This is a genomic window from Mycobacteriales bacterium (assembly GCA_035550055.1).
In the GTDB taxonomy this organism is placed as follows: domain Bacteria; phylum Actinomycetota; class Actinomycetes; order JAFAQI01; family JAFAQI01; genus DASZTV01.
Map to the genome: position 1 here is coordinate 1 of DASZRO010000036.1, position 23,345 is coordinate 23,345.

The 23,345-nt window shown below is 69.1% G+C and carries 22 protein-coding genes; 3 read left to right on the forward strand and 19 right to left on the reverse strand.

The features are described from left to right. Positions 1-98 precede the first annotated feature (98 nt). From secG to VG899_06405, 16 genes are all read right to left on the reverse strand, one after another. The gene (secG, locus tag VG899_06330; protein HWA65972.1) at positions 99-329 is read right to left on the reverse strand and encodes a preprotein translocase subunit SecG; all 231 of its coding nucleotides are present in this window, start codon (positions 327-329) and stop codon (positions 99-101) included. Positions 330-387: 58 nt separating this feature from the next. After that, positions 388-1,467: an oligopeptide/dipeptide ABC transporter ATP-binding protein gene (locus tag VG899_06335; GenBank protein HWA65973.1), complete on the reverse strand. Its 1,080-nt coding sequence runs from the start codon at positions 1,465-1,467 to the stop codon at positions 388-390. After that, positions 1,467-2,582, reverse strand: coding sequence for an ABC transporter ATP-binding protein (locus VG899_06340; protein ID HWA65974.1), 1,116 nt, complete (start codon positions 2,580-2,582; stop codon positions 1,467-1,469). The genes VG899_06335 and VG899_06340 overlap by 1 nt, the downstream gene beginning before the upstream one ends. Then, positions 2,579-3,532 carry an ABC transporter permease gene (locus VG899_06345; GenBank protein HWA65975.1) on the reverse strand — a complete coding sequence of 318 codons (954 nt, stop codon included), beginning with the start codon at positions 3,530-3,532 and terminating at the stop codon, positions 2,579-2,581. The genes VG899_06340 and VG899_06345 overlap by 4 nt, the downstream gene beginning before the upstream one ends. Beyond that, positions 3,525-4,496 (reverse strand): ABC transporter permease, encoded by a 972-nt coding sequence (locus VG899_06350; protein ID HWA65976.1) that lies wholly within the window; start codon positions 4,494-4,496, stop codon positions 3,525-3,527. The genes VG899_06345 and VG899_06350 overlap by 8 nt, the downstream gene beginning before the upstream one ends. Before the next feature lie 98 nt (positions 4,497-4,594). After that, a complete protein-coding gene (locus VG899_06355; GenBank protein HWA65977.1) occupies positions 4,595-6,355 on the reverse strand; it encodes an ABC transporter family substrate-binding protein in 1,761 nt (586 codons plus the stop codon). A gap of 124 nt (positions 6,356-6,479) precedes the next feature. Continuing rightward, complete coding sequence (tpiA, locus tag VG899_06360) at positions 6,480-7,277, reverse strand: triose-phosphate isomerase (GenBank protein HWA65978.1); 798 nt, start codon at positions 7,275-7,277, stop codon at positions 6,480-6,482. After that, positions 7,277-8,437, reverse strand: a complete 1,161-nt coding sequence (locus tag VG899_06365) for a phosphoglycerate kinase (GenBank protein ID HWA65979.1) — start codon at positions 8,435-8,437, stop codon at positions 7,277-7,279. The genes tpiA and VG899_06365 overlap by 1 nt, the downstream gene beginning before the upstream one ends. 2 nt (positions 8,438-8,439) lie before the next feature. After that, complete coding sequence (gap, locus tag VG899_06370; GenBank protein HWA65980.1) at positions 8,440-9,453, reverse strand: type I glyceraldehyde-3-phosphate dehydrogenase; 1,014 nt, start codon at positions 9,451-9,453, stop codon at positions 8,440-8,442. A gap of 50 nt (positions 9,454-9,503) precedes the next feature. Next, positions 9,504-10,346 (reverse strand): shikimate dehydrogenase, encoded by an 843-nt coding sequence (locus VG899_06375; protein HWA65981.1) that lies wholly within the window; start codon positions 10,344-10,346, stop codon positions 9,504-9,506. After that, positions 10,343-11,428 (reverse strand): endolytic transglycosylase MltG, encoded by a 1,086-nt coding sequence (gene mltG / locus VG899_06380; GenBank protein HWA65982.1) that lies wholly within the window; start codon positions 11,426-11,428, stop codon positions 10,343-10,345. The genes VG899_06375 and mltG overlap by 4 nt, the downstream gene beginning before the upstream one ends. Before the next feature lie 46 nt (positions 11,429-11,474). After that, positions 11,475-11,918, reverse strand: a complete 444-nt coding sequence (gene ruvX, locus VG899_06385; GenBank protein ID HWA65983.1) for a Holliday junction resolvase RuvX — start codon at positions 11,916-11,918, stop codon at positions 11,475-11,477. Continuing rightward, entirely contained in the window at positions 11,918-14,593 is a 2,676-nt protein-coding gene (gene alaS, locus VG899_06390; protein ID HWA65984.1) for an alanine--tRNA ligase, read from the reverse strand. The genes ruvX and alaS overlap by 1 nt, the downstream gene beginning before the upstream one ends. Beyond that, entirely contained in the window at positions 14,590-14,841 is a 252-nt protein-coding gene (locus tag VG899_06395) for a hypothetical protein (protein HWA65985.1), read from the reverse strand. The genes alaS and VG899_06395 overlap by 4 nt, the downstream gene beginning before the upstream one ends. Then, positions 14,841-15,290, reverse strand: a complete 450-nt coding sequence (locus VG899_06400; GenBank protein HWA65986.1) for a DUF948 domain-containing protein — start codon at positions 15,288-15,290, stop codon at positions 14,841-14,843. Before VG899_06400 ends, VG899_06395 begins: the two co-directional genes overlap by 1 nt. A gap of 6 nt (positions 15,291-15,296) precedes the next feature. After that, positions 15,297-16,652 (reverse strand): replication-associated recombination protein A, encoded by a 1,356-nt coding sequence (locus VG899_06405; GenBank protein HWA65987.1) that lies wholly within the window; start codon positions 16,650-16,652, stop codon positions 15,297-15,299. A gap of 22 nt (positions 16,653-16,674) precedes the next feature. On the opposite strand from VG899_06405, the gene VG899_06410 reads away from it, so the two are divergent. Then, entirely contained in the window at positions 16,675-18,078 is a 1,404-nt protein-coding gene (locus tag VG899_06410; protein HWA65988.1) for a hypothetical protein, read from the forward strand. A gap of 9 nt (positions 18,079-18,087) precedes the next feature. Here VG899_06410 and aspS read toward each other — a convergent pair whose 3' ends face one another. From aspS to VG899_06425, 3 genes are read right to left on the reverse strand one after another with little or no spacing between them, the layout of a single operon-like run. Next, on the reverse strand, positions 18,088-19,824 hold the full coding sequence (gene aspS, locus VG899_06415) for an aspartate--tRNA ligase (GenBank protein ID HWA65989.1): 1,737 nt from the start codon (positions 19,822-19,824) through the stop codon (positions 18,088-18,090). Beyond that, complete coding sequence (gene hisS, locus VG899_06420) at positions 19,821-21,152, reverse strand: histidine--tRNA ligase (protein HWA65990.1); 1,332 nt, start codon at positions 21,150-21,152, stop codon at positions 19,821-19,823. Before hisS ends, aspS begins: the two co-directional genes overlap by 4 nt. 3 nt (positions 21,153-21,155) lie before the next feature. Beyond that, entirely contained in the window at positions 21,156-21,848 is a 693-nt protein-coding gene (locus VG899_06425) for an MBL fold metallo-hydrolase (protein ID HWA65991.1), read from the reverse strand. A gap of 92 nt (positions 21,849-21,940) precedes the next feature. On the opposite strand from VG899_06425, the gene VG899_06430 reads away from it, so the two are divergent. Continuing rightward, positions 21,941-22,633, forward strand: coding sequence for an FKBP-type peptidyl-prolyl cis-trans isomerase (locus VG899_06430; protein HWA65992.1), 693 nt, complete (start codon positions 21,941-21,943; stop codon positions 22,631-22,633). Between the two features lie 3 nt (positions 22,634-22,636). Beyond that, entirely contained in the window at positions 22,637-23,344 is a 708-nt protein-coding gene (locus VG899_06435) for a peptidylprolyl isomerase (GenBank protein HWA65993.1), read from the forward strand. The last annotated feature ends 1 nt before the right edge of the window (position 23,345 follow it).

Below are 23,345 nucleotides of genomic sequence, written 5' to 3' on the forward strand. Positions count from 1 at the left end.
GTCTTTCAGCGAGGCTGAAAGACCAACAACGTTGGGCTCGACGGACGGGTTTGGTGGTCGGTCGCCGCGTCCGCGCGCGGCTCGCGCCTAGGACTTGCCTAGGACTTGAGGAGCAGGCCGATCCCGATCACGCAGCCGAACCAGATGACGCCGCAGATGATGGTCAGCCGGTCGAGGTTCTTCTCGACCACGGACGACCCGGACAGCGATGACGAGACGCCGCCGCCGAACATGTCCGACAGGCCGCCGCCCTTGCCCCGGTGCAACAGCACGAGCAGGACGAGGAGCAGGCTGACGATGATCAGCAGGACGGACAGTGCGGCGGTCACGTCAAAGCTCCTCGGGTACGGCGGGTCGGGGCCAGTGTACGTGGCCCATCGCGACCGGTCAGACCAGAGCGAGCGGCGCTGCGTAGTGGCACGCAGCGGGATGCGCGACGCCAGGCCGCTCGATCAGCTCCGGCTCGTCCTCGATGCACGCCTGGCGCTCGGCGTCGGTGAGCTGGTTGGCGAACTTCGGGCAGCGGGTGCGGAACCGGCAACCGGACGGCGGTGACACCGGGCTCGGGACATCGCCGGCGATCAGGATGCGCTCCCGGCTGCGCTCCTTGGCCGGGTCGGGCAGCGGGATCGCCGAGATCAGGCCCTGCGTGTACGGATGCGCCGACGCGCTGAACAGCTCGGCCGCGGGCGCGGTCTCGACGATCTTGCCGAGGTACATCACCGCCACCCGGTCGGCGATGTGACGCACCACCGACAGGTCGTGGGCGACGAACAGGTAGGACAGTCCGAACTCGCTTTGCAGGTCTTCCAGCAGGTTGATGACACCGGCCTGGATGGATACGTCGAGTGCCGACACCGGCTCGTCGAGCACGAGCAGCTTCGGTCGCAACGCAAGGGCGCGCGCGATGCCGACGCGCTGCCGCTGGCCGCCGGAGAACTCGTGGGCGTACCGGTTGCCGTGCTCGGGAGCGAGCCCGACGAGGCGCATCAGGTCGCGCACCTGGCCTTTGGCGCCGTCGTCGTACAGGCCGTGGATGCGCAGCGGCTCGGCGATGATCTCCGCGACCGGCATCCGCGGGTCGAGCGAGGCGTACGGGTCCTGGAACACGATCTGCATGTCGCGGCGCAGCGGACGCATCTGCTTGCGGGACAGCTTCGAGATGTCCTGTCCCTGGAACCACACTTCGCCTGCCGTCGGGGGCTGGAGGTTGAGAATCGCGCGCCCGGTCGTGCTCTTGCCACAACCCGACTCGCCGACCAGGCCGAGCGTCTCGTGATGATGTACGTCGAGTGAGACGCCGCACACCGCGTGCACCTCGCCGATCACCCGGCGCACGATCCCCCGGTTGCGTACCGGGAAGTGCTTGACCAGGCCCCTCACGGACAGCAGCGGCTCGCCGTCCGCCGAGGGTGCGGGCGACGGCTGAGATGGCTGAGCCGGCTGGGCGGGCGCGGCGGCGGCCATCAGTCGGTTCCCTTCGACCCGTTGCCGAGCAGGTCGTTGAGCGCGTCGCGGTTGAGGGTCTCCGTCTCGAACAGGTCGCGGGCCTCGACATCGCCGAGCTCGCGGGCGAAGTGGCAGGCGGCGCGGTGTGCCGCCGAGGTGGTGATCACCAGGCCGGGCTCCTGCGCGTCGCAGATCTCCTCGGCGCGGGGGCAACGTGGCGTGAACGGGCAGCCCGGCGGCAGGTTGATCAGCGACGGGGGCGAGCCCGTGATCGGCGTCAGCCGCTGCGGTTCGGCGGTGTCCATGCGCGGCAGGCTGCCCAGCAGCCCGATCGTGTAGGGCATCCGGGGGTCGTTGTAGATGTCGTCGACCGGTCCGATCTCCACCGGCTTCCCGGCGTACATCACGAGGACCCGGTCAGCCTGCCCGGCGACGACGCCCAGGTCGTGGGTGATCAGGATCATCGCGGCGCCGGTCTCCTCCTGCGCCTTCTCCAGGGACCGCAGGATCTGGGCCTGGACGGTCACGTCGAGCGCCGTGGTCGGCTCGTCGGCGATGATCACGTCGGGATCGTTGGCCATCGCCATCGCGATGACGACCCGTTGCCGCATGCCGCCGGAGAACTCGTGCGGGTACTGCCTCGCGCGGTCGCGCGCCTGCGGGATGGCCACGAGGTCGAGCAGCTCGACGGCACGGTCCCAGGCCTGCTCGCGCGTGACGTCCTGGTGCGCTCGGACCGCCTCGGCGAGCTGCTTGCCGACGGCGTACACCGGGTTCAGCGAGCTCATCGGGTCCTGGAAGATCATCGCGATCTGCTTGCCGCGGACCTTCGACAAGTCCGCGTCCGAGCGGCCGAGCAGCTCGTGTCCGTGCACCCGCGCCGATCCGGAGACCCGGGCGGACTTCGGCAGCAGGCCCATGACGGCGAGCGAGGTCACCGACTTCCCCGATCCGGACTCACCGACGATGCCGAGCACTTCCCCTTTGCTCAGCCCGAAGCTGACGCCGCGAACGGCCTGTACGACGCCGTCGTCCGTCGAGAACGACACCGTCAGGTCCTCGACGACGAGGACCTGGTCCCCGTCGCTGTGTTCGGGCTCGGCGACCTGCATCGCCGTGACGTCGTCGCTCATGCACGCACCCGCGTCTGAGCCGGGTCGAAGGCGTCGCGCAGCCCGTCACCGATGAAGTTGATCGACAGCACGATCAGGATGATGAACAACCCGGGGAAGTAGAACAGCCACGGCCGGTCGTCCACCGCGGTCTGCGCGTTCGTCACGAGCAGGCCGAGCGAGGTGTCCGGGAACTGCACGCCGAAGCCGATGAAGGACAAGGCGGTCTCGGTCAGGATCGCGATCGCCACCAGGACGGTGACCGTGACGATGAGCGGCCCGGCGGCGTTGGGGATCAGGTGCCGGAAGATGATCCGACGGTCGCTGGCGCCGAGGGCACGCGCCGCCTCGATGAACTCCTTCTCACGCAGCGAGAGCACGACGCCGCGCATCACGCGAGCGACGTAAGGCCACTGCAGCGCGGTGAGGATCAGGGCGATGAACAGCCATCCCTGGGCCTTCGCGCCGTACTTGTCGCCGAGCACCGCGGCGATCGCGATCGGCGGGAAGGTGAGGAACAGGTCGACGATGCGCAACATGACCGTGTCGAGCGCGCCCCGGTAGAGGCCGGCGATGGCGCCGTAGATCGCGCCGACGATCGTCGACACCACCGCGACGAACAACGCGATCTCCAGCGAGCGCTGGGTACCCCGCAGCACGGCCGCAAACGTGTCGACACCGTTGGAGTCGGTGCCGAACGGATGCTTCCACGACGGGGCCTGCGACAGGTCGTTGGTGAACTCCTGGTAGTTGTAGCGCCAGAAGTGCCCACCGACGAACGCCAGCAGAAACAGCAGGATGAGTACGACGGCGCTCGCCACCGCCAGCCGGTGGTGCAGGAACCGGCGGATGATCTGGCGCGCCTGACTGCGCTCGGCGACGGTGAACTCACGCTCGATCGGCGTCTGGCCCTGCATCCGCGGAGCTTCGAGCGCGGGCGCTTCGCCCGGCTGCGGTTCGGCGCTACTCATAACGGATCCTCGGGTCGAGCCAGGCGTAGAGCAGGTCGGTGAGCAGGTTGAACAGGATCACGATGAACCCAGCCACCAGCAGCCACGCGAGGACCGCGAACTGGTCCTGCTTCTGCACCGAGGTGACCAGGAAGTCGCCCATGCCGTGCCACTGGAAGACGGTTTCGGTGACGATCGCGCCGCCGAAGATCGCCGCGACGTCGAGCGCCATGACCGTCATCATCGGGATCAGTGCGGTGCGCAGGGCGTGGCGCAGCATCACCGTCCGGTTGCGCAGGCCTTTGGCGCGGGCCAGCCGGATGTAGTCGCTGTTGAGCACTTCGAGCATCGAACCGCGGTTGAACCGGCTCCACGAAGCGAACGAGATCAGCGCCAACGTGATCGTCGGAAGGATGAGATGGCTCAGGATGTCACCGACACTGCCGGCGCCGGGACCGAAGCCCTGTTGGCCGATCGTGTCGAAGAGCTGGTGGCCGGATGACTCGTTGAGGTGAATCCCGGCTTCCTTGAGCAGGATCGCGAACCAGAACGCCGGCAGCGACAGGAACAGGAAGCCGCTGAAGCTGAGCGTGTAGTCGATGATCGAGTACTGCCTGACCGCACTGATGACGCCCACGATCACGGCGAGAATCGCCGCGATCACCATTGCAGCGATCACGAGTCGTGACGTGACCCACAGCCGCGCGAAGATCTCGTGGCCGATGTCGTAGCCCTGGACCGACGGGCCCCACCGGCCGTGCAGCAGGATCCCCGTGATCCAGTGCCAGTACCGCGGCAGCAGCCCCTGATCGAGCCAGTACTTGTGTCGCTCGAAGGCGATGACCCGAGGTGGCGGAGGCTGACCGTGTCCGTACAGGAACGACGTCGGGTTCATGAACGAGGCACAGATCAGGAAGATCACGAACGTGGACACGATCAGCGTCGGAATGGCGAGCAGCAGCCGCTTGACGGCGTACGCCCACATGGTTCACCCCTGCCGACTCGGATCACTAGAAAGCAAGATGGTGGCCGGTGCGCTCGTCACGCACCGGCCACCATCGTCACACCCTCAGGCGCATTTGCTTAGCTAGCCGTGCCGAGACCCCACTCCTGGGCGTTGTACGTCGGGCCTTCGTTCGTCGCGTTGTCGCGAATGTTGACCCACTTGTCGTAGTAGGCCAGGAACGTCGGCTTCTGGTACAGCGGCAGGGTGTAGGCGTCCTTCGACAGCTGCAGGTCGACCTTGTTCACGTCGGCGACCTGGACGTTGCGGTCCGAGCTCGAAACCGCCTGCTTCATCAGCTTGTCGACCATCGGGTTGCTGTAGCCACCGAAGTTGTTGCCGCCGCCGGTGGTGTAGTTCGAGCCGCTGCCCGATGCGAAGAACGGCGTACCGACCCAGGCGAACACGATGATGTCGTAGTCGTGCTGCGGGTCCGCGTGCGTCAGCGAGGCACCGAGGTCGTCGGTGCTCGAGACGTTGACGTCGACGCCGAGCTGCTTGGCGTAGTTCGCGAACAGCTCGCACTCGGTCTGGCGGATCGAGTTGCCGACCGTGTACTTCATCTGGAAGGTCGGGACCGCCTGGCCGTTCGGCGCAACCAACTTGGTGCCGACGCCGGTGTAGCCGGCCTTGGTCAGGATCGACTTCGCGGCGTCGATGTTGCCCGAACCGAGCCCGGTCGACGTCACGTTGTCCTGGTAGCCCGCCTGGTCGGGCATCAGGAACCGGTTGTTGAGCACCGTCACGTTCGGGTCGAACTGGCCGACCGTGCGCGCGATGATCGCCTGGCGGTCAACCGCGGTGAACAGCGCCTGCCGCAGCGGAAGCGACTGCAGGAACTTGTTGTGCAGGTTGAAGTCGAAGTGCTCCCAGTCCAGACCGAGGTCGAGCTGGTACTTCACGCCCTGACCGGCCAGCGCCTTGATCTGGTTGACCAGGTCGAGCTCCGGCTGCGGGTAGATCGCGTCGACCTCGTGGTTCTGCAGCGCGGTCGGCTCCGCGGTCGCCTCGGTGATGATCCGGAAGATCAGCTTCGACAGCTTCGGCGCGGCGCCGTAGTACTTCGGGTTCGGGACGAGCGTCACAGCCTGGTTCGACTTGAAGCTCTGGATCTCGAACGGGCCGCCCGACACCGTCGGCACGGTCTTGGAGAAGTAGTTGTTGAAGCTGTCCGCCAGGCTGCCGTGCTGTGCCGCGATGTGCTCCGGCATCAGGCCGTAGCCCGCACCGAACAGCGACTTCCAATCGCCGAACGGGGTGTTGAACACGACGGTGACCGTCTTGCCGTTGTCCGAACCGGTGACCGACTTGATCTGGTCGTAGCCGGCGTTGCCCGCGATGGCGCAGGTCGGGCAGTGCCCGTGCGCGTTGTTGGGGCCCGTGTCCTGGGTCTGCCAGGCGTACTGGAAGTCCTTGTACGTGATCGGGACGCCGTCGCTCCAGACCGCCTTCGGGTTGATCTTGTAGACGATCGTCTCGGGGTTGGTGCTGGTCTCGGTGGCGCTCGTCACGAGGTCGGTGTTGAGCTGGACGTTGCTCGTGTCCGGCAGGTCGTTGTACACGCCCGGGTAGATCAGGTTCATGATCTCGGCCGTGTTGAAGTTGTTGCCTTCAGCGCTGTCAATGTTCCAGTTCGAGGGGTTCGCCTCGATGACGTAGGTGAAGGTGCCACCGGACTGCGCCGTACCGCTGTTGTAGGTGTCCGCCGAGGCAGTGATCGGGGTGTTGCCGCCCCCTTGGTTGCCCCCACCGCCGCTACTGCCTCCCCCACATGCCGCGATGACAACGCTTGAGATGGCTGCTACCGCGGCCCAGCCGGCGGTGCGTCGGTTCCGGAGCATGGTCCTCCTCAGCGCCGTACGGAGACGGCGCGCTAACGGGCGACCCCAACGTCGCCAATCACGCGTGAGATTAGGTGGATGCGCTTCCCGGGCCAATCGGGGTGCGGAAGTTGTGACCGAATGGTTATGCGGTCGGTGCGACCGCCGACTCGCGCCCGGCGCGCACGATCTGCACGAACTCCTCCGGCAGCAGGCTGGCGCCGCCCACGAGCGCGCCGTCCACGTCAGGCTGCGCCATCAGGTCGGCGGCGTTGCTCGCCTTGACCGAACCCCCGTAGAGCACCCGCACGCCGGCCGCGAGCGTCGGGCTGTAGACCTCGGCGAGCGTCGCGCGCAGCGCGGCACAGACCTCCTGGGCGTCCTCCGGGGTGGCGACCTCCCCGGTCCCGATCGCCCAGATCGGCTCGTAGGCCAGCACCAGCTGTTTCGCCTGGGTGGCGGTGATGCCGCTGACCGCCGCCTTCAGCTGGCCGGTGCAGTGGCTCACCGCGTCGCCGGCCTGCCGCACGTCGAGGCCCTCACCGACGCACAGGATCGGGACGAGCTTGTGGCGCAGCGCCGCGATCACCTTCGCGTTGACCGTCGCGTCGTCTTCATGGTGGTACTCGCGCCGTTCGGAGTGGCCCACGGTGACGTAGCCGCAGCCGAGCTTGGCGAGCATCGTGCCGCTGATGTCGCCGGTGTAGGCCCCTTCGTCGTGGGGCGACAGGTCCTGCGCGCCGTAGCGGATCCGCAGATGGTCGCCGTCGACCATTGTCTGGACGCTGCGGATGTCGGTGAACGGCGGCAGTACGACGACATCGACCGCGTCGTAGTCCGCGTCGGTCAGCGAGAACGCGAGCTTCTGGACGAGCGCGATGGCCTCGAGGTGGTTGAGGTTCATCTTCCAGTTGCCCGCCATCAGCGGGGTGCGCGAAGCCATCATCCCTCCGAGAGCACAGCAAGGCCGGGCAACTGTTTGCCTTCGAGGTACTCGAGGCTGGCACCGCCACCCGTGGAGATGTGGCTGAACGCCGCCTCGTCGATCCCGAGCGTGCGAACCGCCGCCGCCGAGTCACCACCGCCGACGACGGTCAGCGCGCCGTCGAGGTCGGCGATCGCGCTCGCGACGCCGCGCGTGCCCTCGGCGAACGGCGCCAGCTCGAACACTCCCATCGGGCCGTTCCAGAACACCGTCTGCGCGTCGTCGAGCCGCTCGGCGAACCGCGCAACGGTGTCCGGCCCGATGTCGAGTCCCATCAGGTCGGCCGGGATGCTCTCGATCGAGACCACCTGGCTGTCGGCATCGGCACTGACCTCGGCGGCGACGACGACATCGACCGGAAGCGCGACCTTCCCGCTGTCGAGCAGGGCCCGGCAGGTCTCCACGTGGTCGAGCTCGAGCAGCGACCTGCCGACCTGGTGACCCTGCGCGGCGAGGAACGTGAAGCACATCCCGCCGCCCACCAGCAACCGGTCGACGGTCGGCAACAGGTGTTCGATGACCGCGAGCTTGTCCGAGACCTTCGAGCCGCCGAGGACGACGACGTACGGCCGCCGCGGCCGTTCGGTGAGCTGCTGGAGCACCGCGAGCTCGGCCGCTACCAGGTCCCCCGCCGCGTGCGGGAGCAGCCTGGCGACGTCATAGACGCTGGCGTGCCGGCGGTGGACCGCGCCGAACGCGTCATCGACGTAGCAGTCGACGCCGCGAGCGAGGCGTGCGGCGAACGCGGCGCGCTCCTGCTCGTCCTTCGAGGTCTCGCCCGCGTCGAAGCGAACGTTCTCGAGCAGCACGACCTCCTCGGTCGAGCGTTCCGGCTCGTGGGAGTCCACGAAGGTGACGTCGCGTCCCAAGAGCTCGCCGAGCCGCCGAGCGACCGGCGCGAGACTGTACGCGGGGTCCGGAGCGCCCTTCGGACGACCGAGGTGCGCGGTGATGACGAGGCGGGCACCAGCGTCGAGCAGCCGCTGAAGCGTCGGCACGCTGGCCCGGATCCGTCCGTCGTCGGTGATCGTGTCACCGTCGAGCGGGACGTTCAGGTCGGCGCGAACCAGCACCCGTTTCCCGGCGAGGTCGCCGAGCTGATCGATCCCTGGCAGCAAGGTCAGGACAGTCGCGAGCCGACGAGCACGGTGAGGTCCGCGAGGCGGTTGGAGTAACCCCACTCGTTGTCGTACCAGCCGTACACCTTGACCTGGTCCCCGATCGCCTTCGTGATCGGCGCGTCGAAGATGCACGACGAGGGGTCGGTGACGATGTCGCTGGAGACGATCGGGTCCTCGCTGTAGCGCAGGATGCCCTTGAGCGGACCTTCGGCGGCAGCCGCCCGGAACGCCTCGTTGACCTCTGCCACTGTCGCCGACTTGGACAGGTTGACCGACAGGTCGGTGATCGAGCCGGTCGGGATCGGCACCCGCAGCGAGTACCCGTCGAGCTTGCCGTCGAGCTCCGGCAGGACACGACCGATCGCCTTCGCCGCTCCGGTCGACGTCGGCACGATGTTCAGCGCCGCCGCTCGTGCCCGTCGGAGGTCCTTGTGCGGGCCGTCCTGCAGCATCTGGTCCTGCGTGTAGGCGTGGATCGTCGTCATCAGCCCCCGCTCGATGCCGAACGCCTCGTTGAGGACCTTCGCCATCGGCGCGAGGCAGTTCGTCGTGCACGAGGCGTTGGAGATGATCGTCTGCGAGCCGTCGTAGAGGTGTTCGTTCACCCCGAGTACGACGGTCAGGTCGTCGCCGGTTGCGGGCGCCGAGACGATGACCTTCTTCGCCCCGCCCTCGTCGACGTGCTTGCGGGCGACCTCCGCGTCGGTGAACAGACCCGTCGACTCGATGACGACGTCGACCCCGAGGTCCTTCCACGGCAGTGCGCCCGGGCCGCCACGCTCGGCGAGGCCGGTGATCTTCTTGCCGTCGACCGCGATGCCGCCGTCCACGACCTCGACCGCGTGCGGAAAGCGACCGAGCACGCTGTCGTACTTCAACAGGTGCGCGATCGTGGCTGCGTCACCGAGATCGTTGAACGCGACCAGCTCGATGTCGTGCCCGCCGGCCAGCGCCGCGCGGAAGTAGTTGCGTCCGATCCGGCCGAAGCCGTTGATGCCTACCCGGGTGGCCACGCTGCTCCCCTCGCAGTTTTCCGACGTCCGGAGGCTACCCGGCCCGGCCGCTAGCGAAGCCGGAGGGCCAGCTCACCGGCCGCGCGCATCACATCGATCGGCGCGTCCACGCCCGTCATGAGGCGAACCTGCTCGGCCGCCTGCTCGACGAGTAGCTCGAGGCCGCCCACGCTGCGCCCGCCTGCGGACTCCCACGCGAGCGCCGCGACGGTGGGCCACGGGCTGTACACGACGTCGAACCACAACCCTCTCGGCGCGGCGCCGCCGAAGCTGCCGGCGAGGCCGTCGGTCACACCCGCCGGCACGCAGGAGACGATGAGCTCGGCACCCACGACGCCCTGCGCCTCGGTCCACGGCAGGACGTCGAGGGTGATGCCGCACCGCGCCGCGACGTTGCGGACGTCGAAGACCGAGCCGGGGCGCCTCGCCACGACCACCGCGTCAGTGACACCGAGCTCGGCGAGGCCGGCCAGCGCCGAGCAGGCGGTCGCGCCGGCGCCGAGGATCCACACGTCGCCGCGCACCGCGCGCAGCCCGACCCGGTACAGGCTCGAGATGAAGCCTTGGACGTCGGTGTTGGCAGCGATCCAGCGGCCCTCGGGTCCGAACAGCACCGTGTTGGCGGCCCCGACGAAGTCGACCATCCCGTCGGTCGCGGCGACCATCGGCAGCACCGCGCGCTTGAGCGGCATCGTCAGCGAAACCCCCGCCAGCCCCTCCTCGTCGAGCGCGAGCAACCGGCTGAGCAGCCCCGCTTCGTCGCACTCGATCGCGCGGTAGCGCCATCCGACGAGACCGATCGCGTCGTAGGCCGCCTGGTGCAGAGCGGGTGACAACGAGTGGCTGATCGGCGAGCCGAGCACGGCGGCCCCGAGCCGCAACCGGGCGGTCACGAGACGCCGTTCGCGCGCGACTCGGCGACCAGCCGGTTGAACTCCTGCAGGTTGGTCGCGAACGCCGTGTGGCCGGCCTGGTCGATCGTCACGAAGTACAGGTACGGCCCGGTCGCGTGGTGCAGGACGGCCTCGATCGCCGCCTGACCCGGCGAGTTGATCGGCGTCGGCGGGAGGCCGGCGTACTTGCGGGTGTTGTACGGCGAGTCCAGCTGCAGGTCGGACGCGGTGAGCGGACCGTGGTTGGGGCCGAGCACGTAGTACAGCGTCGCGTCGGAACCGAGCGGCATCCCGTCATGCAACCGGTTCACGAAGACCTCGGCGATCTTCGAGTAGTCCTGCACGAGCAGGCCTTCCCGCTGCACGATCGAGGCGAGCGTGATCACGTCGTACTCGGACATACCGAGCTTTGCCGCACCTGAGGCGAGCTTGACCTGGGTAGCGGCCTGGTCGAAACGCGTCACCATCGCCGACAGCACCTGGGTCGCGGTCTCGCCGGGCTGGACCTGGTAGGTCGCCGGGAACAGGAAGCCCTCGACGTGGCCTTGCGCCCACGAGGGCAGGCCGAGCGAGGCCGGGTCGGCGAGCGCCGCCTTGAGAGCCGCTGCTGAGATCGGGGTGTCCGCGGCGATGCGGGCCACGATGTCGGCCGCGGTGAACCCTTCCGGGATGGGCACGGTGTAACTCACCAGCGATGCCGGGTTCAGCAGCAGCGCGAGGGCGAGCGAGGCCTTCATGTGGTGATGCAGCTTGTAGGTGCCCGGTTGGATCCCGCGCGAGGCCGGGTTCGCGTCGGCCGCCGAGGTGAACGCGCTGCTGCTCTTCACCACCCCGTCGCTGACCAGGGTATCCGCGATCGCCGACGCGCTGTCACCCGAGTGGACGACGACCAGCACCGTCCCCGTGCCGTCTCCCGAGTAGTCGGCACCGCTGCCGAAAACGCCGTTGATCAGCCGGGCGGCGATCACCACGATCGCCACGAGCACGAGCAGGACCGCGACGACGCCGACGCCCGCCGCACGGTGGCTGGTGCGGCGCTCGTGGATCGGCTCGTCCTCCATGCCGAAACCGAGCCCGCTCACGGCCACCCCGTCCGTCGAACGGCTGCGGAGCCGACGCTGCCCGCTCTCACGACGGACGTCCCGGACCGCGCTGCGCGTCGAGAGCGTGCTGGAGGATCACCACGGCGGCTGCGGCGTCGACCATCGACCGCGCCTCCTTCGCCCTGATCCCCGCCTGTTGCAGTCCGCGAGTCGCCTCGACCGTGCTGAGCCGCTCATCCACCATCCGAACGCTAACTGGCGCCACCCGCTCGGCAAGCACGGATGCGTATTCGCGAGCGATCTTGGCAGCCCTGCCTTCCTGACCGTTCATCGATCGGGGCAGCCCCACGATCACCTCCACGGCGTCGTGCTCGGCGACCAACCTCACGAGCTCGCCCAGATCACTCCCGCCGCGGTCGTCGCGGCGCAGCACGGCCAACGGCGTCGCCAGCACCCCGTCCGGATCGGACGCCGCAACGCCCACCCGCACACTGCCCACGTCGATGCCGAGCCGCACGCCCCGCCGCACTAAAGACGCCCACTGACCTCGGTCGCAAGCGCCGCCAGAACCTCGTCGAGCTGGCCGACGTCCGTACCGCCGCCCTGGGCGACATCGTCCTTGCCGCCGCCTCCACCGCCGAGCCGGCCAGCCATCGCCTTCGCGAACTCGCCCGCGCGCAGCCCGCGCTGGCGGGCCGCGTCGTTGGTCGCCACCACCACGACGGCTCGACCTTCCGAGACCGCGGCGACCGCCACGACGCCCGGTACGCCGGAGTCGAGCCTGCCCCTGACGTCGAGGGCCAGCCGGCGCAGGTCGTCGGCCGTCGTACCGTCCGGAGCCCGGTGGGCGACCACCAGGGCGCCGCCGGCCTGAGCGGCCTTGGCGGCAAGGTCCGCCGCGCCCGACAGCACCGCCGCCCCACGAACCCGCTCGAGCTCCTTCTCCAGCTCACGCACCTTGCCGACCACGGCACCTACCCGGTCGACGAGGTCCTCCGGGCCGACGTTGAGCAACCCGGACAGCTGCGAGACCAGCAGGTGCTCGCGCGCCAGGGACGTGTACGCGTCCGCGCCGACGAGACCTTCGACGCGACGCTTGCCGGCGCCGATGGAGGATTCGCCGAGCAGCTTCACGACACCGAGCTGCGACGACCGGTGCGCGTGCGTGCCACCGCACAACTCGCGCGAGTAGTCGCCTACCTCGACCACGCGCACCTGCTCGCCGTACTTCTCGCCGAACATCGCGATCGCGCCGAGCCGTTTCGCCTCGTCCTGGCTCGTGACGAACGCATGGACGTCGAGGTCGGCGAGCAGGACCGCGTTGACCTCCGCCTCGATGTCGCTCAACACGCTGTCCGGTACGGCGTTGGGCGAGGCGAAGTCGAACCGGAACCGGCCGGCGTCGTTCTGCGATCCGGCCTGGCTGGCGTGCTCTCCCAGCGCGCGGCGAATCGCCTGATGCACCAGATGGGTCGCGGTGTGGGCCCGCGAGATGGCGCGGCGTCGATCCGGGTCGACGCGGGCGTGCAGCGAGTCACCGACCCGAGCCTCGCCCGACACCACCCGACCGCGATGGACGATCAGGTCGCCGAGCGGACGCTGCGCGTCGTAGATCTCGACGACGGTCCCGTCGGCGAGCTCCAGGGTCCCGTGGTCGGCAAGCTGGCCACCGCCCTCCGCGTAGAACGGGGAGCGGTCGAGGACGACCTCGACGTCCGTTCCCGCGCCTGCGGCGGGCACCGGCGCGCCGGCCGCCAGCAGCCCGGCGAGCGTCGCCTCGGACTCGAGCGCCTCGTAGCCGGTGAAGCTGGTCGGGCCGCCGGACTCGAGCAGGCCGCGGTAGAGCGACAGGTCGGCGTGGCCCCCGCTCTTGCGCTCGGCGCTGTCCCGCTTCGCACGTTGCTGCTGCTCGGCCATCAGCCGACGGAACTCCGGCTCGTCGACGGTGAGGCCCTCTTCGCGGGCCATCTCGGTGACGAGGTCGATCGGGAAGCCGTGCGTGTCGTGCAGCAGGAACGCAGCATCACCCGGGACGACGGTGCCGCCGGCAGCACGCACATCGCGAGTGAGCCGCTCGAACATCGTCGAGCCGGCACGCAGGGTGGACAGGAACAGCTCCTCCTCCTGAGCCACCACGGTGCGGATTCGGTCGGCGCCCTCGGCGAGGTCCGGGAACGACGGCGCGAGGACGTCGCTCGTGAGGTCGGTCAGCTCTGCCATCACCGGCCGGTCGACGCCGAGCAGGCGCAGAGCGCGGATGGTGCGACGCAGCATCCGGCGCAGCACGTAGCCGCGGCCTTCGTTGCCGGGCGTGACCCCGTCGGACACCAGCAGCGTCGAGGTGCGCGCGTGGTCGGCCACCACACGCAGCCGGACGTCGGACTCGTGGGCCGCGCCGTACGCCGTCCCGGTCGTCTCGCTCGCCCAGTCGAGCAGTGGCCGCATGAGGTCGGTCTCGAAGATGTTGTCGACGCCCTGCAGCAGCACCGCCATGCGGTCGACGCCCATGCCGGTGTCGATGTTGCGCTTGGGGAGCTCGCCGAGCAGATGGTCGACGTAGCCGTAACCTTCGCCCTCGCCGCGCACGTACTGCATGAACACGAGGTTCCAGACTTCGAGGTAGCGCTCCTCGTCGGCGATCGGCCCGCCCTCGCGGCCGTATTCGGGCCCGCGGTCGAAGTAGATCTCCGAGCACGGCCCGCACGGCCCCGGCACGCCCATCGACCAGAAGTTGTCCTCGCGGTCGCGGCGTTGGACGCGCGTCTGCGGAACTCCGACCTCCTTGGTCCAGATCCGGTACGCCTCGTCGTCGTCGAGATAGACCGTCGGCCACAGCCGGCTCTCGTCGAACCCGAAGCCCCCGTCCGCGGTGCTCTTCGTGAGCAGCTCCCACGCCAGCGGGATGGCGCCCTCTTTGAAGTAGTCGCCGAAGGAGAAGTTGCCGGCCATCTGGAAGAACGACGCGTTACGGCTGTTGGTGCCGACGATGTCGATGTCCGCGGTACGCACGCACTTCTGGATGCTGACGGCACGCGGGTACGGCGGCGGCTCGTGGCCGAGGAAGTACGGCTTGAACGGAACCATGCCGGCGTTGACCAGGAGCAAGGTCGGGTCGTCGGCGATCAGGGACGCGGACGGGACGCGGGTGTGGCCTCGCTCTTCGAAGAACCGCGTGAACCGTCCGGAGATCTCGGCGGTCTTCATGCCGCGGCGGGTCCAGAGTGATCGTCGGTTCGCGGGTCGTCGATGCCGAGCGCCTCGCGCAGCTCCGCTTCGCGCACTGCGGCGGTGTCCTGCACCAGCTGCCACCATTCGGCGATGCGGCCGCCGACCCCGCCGGCTTGTTCGGCCATGCCCTTCGGGGTGAACCGCTGCGCCGCTTGGCTGACCTTGCGAACCGCGATCACGCCGACGGTCGCGCCGACGGCGACGTAGAACATCCGGCGCACCATCAGCCGGCCTTCCGATCGGCCCGCCGCGCGGCGCGCTGCAGCTTCATCTCACGCTTCACGGCCTCGCGGATGTCGGCGTCGTCGCGCTGCCGCATCGTCTTGCGCACGCCGTAGGAGAACGCGGCAACCTTGATCATCGGTGCGCCGAGAGTCGCCGAGAACAGGGCGCTCATCGCCCGGGCGTTCGTCGAGATCTCCTCGACGTTGGCGGCGATGGTGTCGACGCGGGCCAGCTCGGTGTTGACCTGGACCACCGACGTCGTGACCTCACCCAGCAACGGAACCGTCTGGTCGGTGACGCCGGAGACCAGCTTCGCCGCCTCGCCGATCACCTTGCCGAGCTTGACCAGGACGTAGGCGAGAAAGCAGACGAGCACGCCCCAGAAGATCGCGACGATCAGCCCCGCGACCTCTCCGCCGGACAGCCCGCCGCTGGCCTCGATCCCCATCGTTCCTCAGCTCTCGTCGGGACGGCTCGGGTCGCCGTCGCTACCCCGCCCCCGGACCGATTCCCGGAGCACGGCCAGCCGCGCAGTCGCGGCTCGTTCGGCGCCGTTGTCGGACGGGCGGTAGTACTCCCGGTCAGCGAGCTCCTCCGGCAGGTAGTTCTGCCGGACGACACCGCCCGGAAAGTCATGAGGGTATCGGTAGCCGCTGCCGTGCTGAAGACGTTTGGCTCCCGCGTAGTGCGCATCGCGCAGCGCGGCAGGCACCGGGCCGGCCTTTCCGGAGCGCACGTCCTCGCTGGCGGCGCCGATCGCCGTGGTCACCGCGTTGCTCTTGGGCGCGAGCGCGAGGTAGATCACCGCCTGCGCGAGGTTGAGCTTGGCCTCCGGCAAGCCCACGAGCTCCAGCGCGTGCGCAGCGGCGACCGCGACGCCCAGCGCATCGGGCTGGGCGAGCCCGACGTCTTCGCTGGCGAGGATCACGAGCCGCCGCGCGATGAACCGCGGGTCCTCACCTGCCTCGATCATCCGGGCCAGGTAATGCAGCCCGGCGTCGACGTCGCTGCCCCGGATGCTCTTGATGAACGCACTGATGACGTCGTAGTGCTGGTCGCCCTCCCGGTCATAGCGGACGGCGGCCCGATCGAGAGCCTGCTCCAACGTCGCGAGCTCGATCGTCGTGCCGCCGCCGGCCTGTGTCGCGGCGGCCCCGGCTTCGAGGGCGGTCAGTGCGCGGCGGCCGTCACCCGCCGCCATCGTCACGAGGTGGTCGAGCGCGTCGTCGGCGATCGTCAACGTGCCGCCAAGCCCGCGCTCGTCGGCCAACGCCCGAGCGACGACCTCCGCCACGGCCGCGTCATCGAGCGCCCGCAGGGTGAGCAGGAGCGAGCGCGACAGCAACGGCGAGATGACCGAGAAGAACGGGTTCTCGGTCGTCGCCCCCACAAATGTGACCAGACCGGACTCGACCCCGGGCAACAGGGCGTCCTGCTGCGACTTGGTGAAGCGATGCACCTCGTCCACGAACAGCACGCTGCGCTCACCGCCGAGGGCGAGCCGCTCCTTGGCCTCCTCGATCGCCGCCCTGACGTCCTTCACACCCGCAGTCACCGCCGAGAGCTCGACGAAACGTCGGCCAGTCGCCAGCAGGCGGGCGAGTGTCGTCTTGCCGGTGCCCGGCGGCCCCCACAGCAGGACGCTCGTCGCGGCACCACCTTCGACGAGCTGCCGCATCGGCGACCCGGGGCCGAGCAGATGGTCTTGTCCGACGACCTCGTCGAGCGAACGCGGCCGCATGCGCGCGGCGAGCGGCGCGACCTTGCTCAGCACGCCCTCAGCGGCGACGCTGAAGAGGTCTTCGGCCACGAAGAAAGGGTATGAGCCGCCCATGACGGCCATGCGGTTGCGATCGTTCCTTGCCGCGGCCACCCTGCTCGCCGCAGGTGCCGGGCCGGCTGCCGCCGCCGTTGCACCCGCGACCGCGGGCGAGGCGCTGCCGGCGCACGCGCTCACCGCGGTCGGCAGCTACGCGGCGGACAGTGCCTACCCGCCCAAGTGCGGGGTGTGTCACCAGAACTACCCGTACGCGAACTGGGCGCTGATCGACGGCTACGACCTTGCCGCCACCGCATCCGGTGCGCTCGAAGTGAGCCGGCTGCGTCCGAACTCGGGCGTGCTGGTCGTCGAGACGGTCGACCCCGCGACGTACCGCGTCACGTCACAGAAGACAATCCGGCTCTCCGGCGGCTGGAAGGTCGTCGACGACTATCTCGCCTCCGACGGCAGCCTCTACGTCCTCACGACGCACGCCAACAACGACGACTCCGACGCCCGCGACGTCGTCGCGGTCCGGAAGTACGACGCGTCGCTCGACCAGGTCGGCATCGCCAAGCTCACCAGCGGGGCGATCTCCGGCGGCGTGAACTTCGCGCCCGCAACCGGCGCCCCGTCGATGGCGATGCTGGGCACGCATCTGCTCGTCAACATGTCTCGGCTCGTCTACGCCACGGCAGGCCCGGGCGAGCACCACGAGGCGTCGATGGCCTTCGTGGTCGACACCGCCACGATGACCGCGGCAGCGACGGCCTCGACGTACGTGTCGCACTCGTTCAACCAATTCGTCACCACCGACGGGACGCTGGCCTACTTCCTCGACCACGGCGACGCCTATCCGCGAGCGCTCACTCTCGACGTCATCAAGGGCTATGACACCGGGCTTCCCGGCGTCTGTAGCGACTGCATGGTCAAGCGCCTCGAGATCCTGAAGTTCCCCGGCAGCGTCGGCGACAACTTCACCGGCGCGACCGCGAACGGACTCGCCGTCGGACCTTCGGGAGTGCTGACCACCGGGGTCTCGGACCCGCAGGATCACCCACTCCACGGCGTCCGCGGCAACAAGCCGTCGTACCTGCCCAACGTCTATCTGCTGTCGACCGACGTCACCGCGGGCACCACGAAGTTCGAGTGGCTGACCCGCAACCCACCACGGACCAAGACCGACATCGTCGGCCAGCCGCGCATGACCCAGGTCGGCGCCGACGCCTTCGCAATCGTCTTCGACGAAGAGCTCGGCAAGCGCCGGTCGCTGCAGTACCGGCTCGTCAACTCCGCCGGTGCTGTCCTGGCCAGCCGCAGCTGGCCAGGGCTGCACTTCGGTGCGATCAGTCAGCCGGCGCTCGTCGCCGGCCGGCTGCTGTGGGTGGCGCCGCGAACGGGTGCCACAAGTGGCGCGGACTACCTCTACGGTCTGGACGTCGCGAACCCGACGAAGCCGACGCTGCTGGCGCGCTGACCCTCGTCCCTATTCGGAGATGACGTCGATCCCGGCTTCCTTGCGCTGGTCGGGCGTGATCGGCGTCGGCGCGCCGGTCAGCGGGTCACCGCCGCTGGAGGCCTTCGGGAACGCCATCACCTCGCGGATGGCGTCGGTGCCGACCAGCTCGGCCGCCAGCCGGTCGATGCCGAACGCAATGCCGCCGTGTGGCGGCGGACCGTACTTGAACGCCTCGAGCAGGAAGCCGAACTTGTTCTGCGCCTCGTCACGGGTCAGCCCGATGGTGTCGAACACCCGCTGCTGCATCTCCCCGCGGTGGATCCTGATCGACCCGCCGCCGAGCTCCACGCCGTTCCCGACGACGTCGTAGGCCCGGGCCAGAGCGTGCTCAGGATCGACGTGGAAGGTGTCCGCCCAGTCCGCGGTCGGCCCGGTGAAGGGGTGGTGGACGGCGGTCCAGCCGCCGTCGTCCGTCGGCTCGAACATCGGGGCGCCGACGATCCAGAGGAAGCGCCACTCGCCCTCACGCAACAGGTTCTGCTGGCGCGCCACAGCGAGTCGCAATGCTCCGAGCAGCTCGAGCGTCGTACGACGCGGACCGGCCGCGAACAGGATCGCATCGCCCGCCCGAGCTCCCGCCGCCGCGGGAATCGCCTCGAGCCGATCGGCTTCGAGCTTCGTGATCGAGCCCCTCGGTTCGCCGTCCTCCGGGATCAGCAGCCAAGCGATGCCCTTCCCGCCGCGCGACTTCGCCCACTCCTGCCACTCGTCGAGCTCCCGCCGGCTGTAGGACGCGCCCCCGGGCACGACCACCGCTCCGACGTGTTCGGCCTGGAACACCCGGAACTCGGTGCCGGACATCAGGTCGGTCAGGTCGACGAGCTCGAGGTCGCATCGCAGGTCGGGCTTGTCCGAGCCGTACCGACGCATCGCCTCCGCGTAGGTCATCCGCATGAACGGCGTCGGCAGCTCGACGTCGACCACCTCACGCCACAGCGTGGCCAGCAGCTCCTCGGTCAACGCGAAGATGTCTTCCTCGTCGAGAAAGGACATCTCGATGTCGAGCTGGGTGAACTCGGCGGTGCGATCCGCGCGGAAGTCCTCGTCACGGAAGCAACGCGCGATCTGGTAGTACCGCTCCAGACCGCCCACCATCAGCAGCTGTTTGAACAGCTGCGGCGACTGCGGCAGCGCGTACCAGTGGCCGGGTTGCAGCCGGACCGGGACCAGGAAGTCCCGGGCGCCCTCCGGGGTCGAGCGCGTCAGATAGGGCGTCTCGATGTCGAGAAAGCCGTGCGATTCCATCACCCGGCGAATGACCGACAGGATCTTGGCGCGGGTTCTGATCGCGCGCGCCGGCCCGGTACGACGAAGGTCGAGGTAGCGGTGTCGCCACCGAAGCGTCTCGTCGACGCCCGACTCGATGTCGTCGGAGCCCTCGATCGGGAACGGCACCGGCTCGGAAGAGCTGAGCACCGTCACCTCGGAGGCGACGACCTCGACGTCTCCGGTGGCGAGCGCCTCGTTCGTGTTGCCCTCCGTGCGTGCCGCGACCGTGCCCTTGACGCTGATGCACCACTCGCTGCGCAGTTGCGCAACCTCGGCGATGTCCCGGCAGACGACCTGCACGATGCCGCTGGCGTCGCGCAGGTCGATGAAGGTGACCCCGCCGTGGTCACGGCGACGTGCCACCCAGCCCGCCAGCGTGACGTCGGTGCCGACGTCACCGCTGCGAAGGCGGCCGGCCTCGTGGGTGCGGATCACTGCACTCCTCCTGTGATGGCCGGGCGAAGGTCGCCGGCCGGCGGCGTCCAGACGTCCGGGTCGGCGTCGACCTGCTCACCGGAGCGGATGTCGCGGACCTGGCCCGGACCGGCCTCCTGCGGGAACCACACGAACGGGATGCCGCGACGCTCGGCGTACTTGATCTGCTTGCCGTACTTGTCCGCAGCCGGTGCGACCTGGCTGGCGATGCCACGCCGGCGAAGCTGCGCCGCGATTGCCATGCACCGGCCCCGGGATTCCTCGTCCGGCAGGGCCACCAGCACGCAGGTCGGCACCTTGCGGCTGATGTCGAGCAAGCCCTGGCCGAAGAGCCGACCGAGCACCCGGGTGACGCCGATCGAAAGGCCCACGCCCGGGTAAGTCACGTCGCCGTCGGATGCGAGCGCGTCGTAACGGCCGCCGGAGCTGATCGACCCGAGATGCTCGTGGCCGACCAGCACCGTCTCGTACACCGTGCCGGTGTAGTAGTCGAGGCCGCGCGCGACGCTCAGATCGGCGACGAAGAGCCCGCTCGCGTGCTCCCGTCCGGCTTCGATCACACGCGTCAGCTCGTCCAGACCCTCGCCGAGCAGATCGTCGGTGACACCGAGGGCGCGGACCCGTTCGACGAACGAGGCGTCGCTCGCGGTGATCTCGGCGAGCCCGAGGCAGGCGTCGGCTTGCGACTCGCTGCATCCCGCTGTCTCGGTCAGCAGGGCGCGCACCTTCTGCGGACCGATCTTCGCGAGCTTGTCGACGGTGCGCAGCACGGCCGGGTAGTCCGTGATGCCCAGGCCGCGGTAGAAGCCCTCGGCGATCTTGCGGGAGTTGACGTGCATCCGGATCGGCGGCAGCGGCAGCTTGGCGAGCGCCTCCGCGACGACGAGGGGCAGCTCGACCTCGTAGTGGAACGGCAGCTCGTCACGGTCGACCACGTCGATGTCGGCCTGCAGGAACTCCCGGTAGCGGCCCTCCTGCGGCCGCTCCCCCCGCCACGCCTTCTGGATCTGGTAGCGGCGGAACGGGAAGTCGAGCTTGCCGGAGTTCTCGAGGACGTAGCGCGCGAACGGCACCGTCAGGTCGAAGTGCAGCCCCATGCCGGAGTCACTGTCGTCCGCGTCGGCCTGCAGCCGGCGGAGCAGGTAGATCTCCTTGTCGGTCTCCCCCTTGCGCAGGAGCTGGTCGAGCGGCTCGACCGAACGGGTCTCGATCGGGGCGAACCCGTGCAGCTCGAACGTCTCGCGCAGCGAGTCGACGACGTGCTGCTCGATCATCCGCTGCGACGGCAGCCATTCGGGGAACCCCGACATCGGGGCGGGCTTGGGCATCGCCTACAGGCCCCGGGTCACCGGCGGCAGGCGCTCGGCGCGCTCCTGCGCGAGCTCGACGAGGAACGGGTTCATCGCGCGCTCGCGACCGATGGTGGTCTCGGGACCGTGCCCGGGACGGACGACGAACTCGTCGGGCAGCCGCAGCGGGATCCGGCTCAGCGAGTCGAGGATCTCGGCGTACGAACCGCCTGGCATGTCGGTGCGGCCGATCGAGCCCGCGAACAGCAGGTCGCCGGAGAAGAAGTCGGTGCCGGCGGTGAACGTCACCGACCCCTTCGTGTGGCCCGGTGCCCAGTCCACCGCGAAGTCCATGCCGGCGAGGGTGAGCGTCTCGCCGTCGCTGAGCTCGCGGACGTCGCTGGGCTCGGTCCACTCGAGACGCCCGAAGATCGGCGTTCCGGGCGGCACGCCCAGACCCATCGTCGGGTCGGTCAGCATCGCGCGGTCGGCAGGGTGGATCAGGGCCGGGATGTCCTTGGCGCCGCAGACCGGCGCAACGGCCCACGTGTGGTCCAGGTGGCCGTGCGTCAACAGCACCGCCACCGGCGCAAGGTGGTGTGACGCGAGCACCTCGTCGAGGCGGTCCTCGGCGTCGACGCCCGGGTCGATCACCACACACTGCTCACCGCGATCGGGCGCGACCACCCAGCAGTTGGTCTCGAAAGGCCCGGCAGGGAAGCCGACGACGAGCACGAAAGTCCTTTCAGGCGTCTTTCAGGCCAGCCTAGTCGGCGACCTCCTAGACTCCCGAGTCGTTTGCCGTTGCAGATGAGCCGGAGGATCACGTGGCGACCAGTCGACGTCGTGAGCGCGAGCTCGCGCGCCGCCGATACGAGCGCAGGCGTCAGGCCGAGATCGAACGCCGTGCGCAGGCCAAGCGCCGCAACACGATCATCGGGGCGGTCACCGGCACCGCCGTGGTCGTGGCCGTCCTGCTGATCCTGACCTTCACCGTCTTCACCGGGGGCGGGTCCGGCAAGAAGGCCGGCGGTGCCGGCAGCACCGTGTCGCCGAGCGCGTCGACGTCGACGTCGCCGACACCCGCCGCGCCGAAGACCTGCGCGACCATCAAGCCGAACCCCCCGACCAAGGGCTCGCCCGTCGTGCCCCAGGTGAAAGGGCCGCTGACCGACAAGCTCGTCACGAAGGACGTCACCGTCGGCCACGGACCCGCCGCCAAGAAGGGGGCGACCGTCAAGGTCCTCTACACGGGCGTGTCCTGTGACACCGGCAAGGTGTTCGACGCGTCGTGGCTGCACCCGCCGGTGAAGACCTTCCCGGTCTCGCCGCTGGGGTCGGCCAGCGTGATACCGGGTTGGAACCAGGGCCTGATCGGCATGAAGGCCGGCGGCACCCGTGAGCTGATCATCCCGGCCGCACTCGGGTACGGCGCGGCCGGTCAGCCGAGCGCCGGCATCGAACCGAACGACACGCTGGTCTTCCTGGTCGAGGCCAAGTCCGTGAAGAACCCGAGCTAGCGGATGCGCATCTCAGGTGTTGCGGCGCTGCTCTGCCTTCCGGTCCTCGCTGTGGCTGCCGGCTGCGGCAGCTCGAGCAGCGGTGGGTCGGGGGCCGGCTCGGCACAGGTCTCGCCGGCAACGAGCTCGACGGCCTTGAACCAGAACGGCTGCACTCCGCCACCGCCGCTGCAGACCAAGCATCAGAGCTACGCCAGCGAACCCAAGATGACGATCTCGCCGACGACCTACACCGCGACGATCGTCACCAACTGCGGCACGATCGTCGTCGCGATGGACGGCAAGGCGGCCCCGCACACGGTGAACTCGTTCAACTTCCTGGCGAGCAAGGGCTTCTTCAGCGACACGAAGTGCCACCGGCTGACCACCTCGGGGATCGACGTGCTGCAGTGCGGCGATCCGACCGGTACCGGCACGGGCGGGCCCGGTTACACGATCCCGGACGAGAACCTCGCCGGCGCGACGTACCCGGTCGGCACGGTCGCCATGGCCAACGCCGGCCCCAACACCGGCGGCAGCCAGTTCTTCCTGGTGTACGGGCCCTCACAGCTCGGGCCGGCCTACACCCCGTTCGGGCACATCACGTCCGGCCTCGACGTCATCAAGCGGGTCGCCGCCGCCGGCAGCAACCCGCCGGGTGACGGCGCGCCGCTTCAGCCGGTGGTCATCGAGACCTTCACGGTGACCAAGGGCGCCCCCGCGGCGAGCTAGG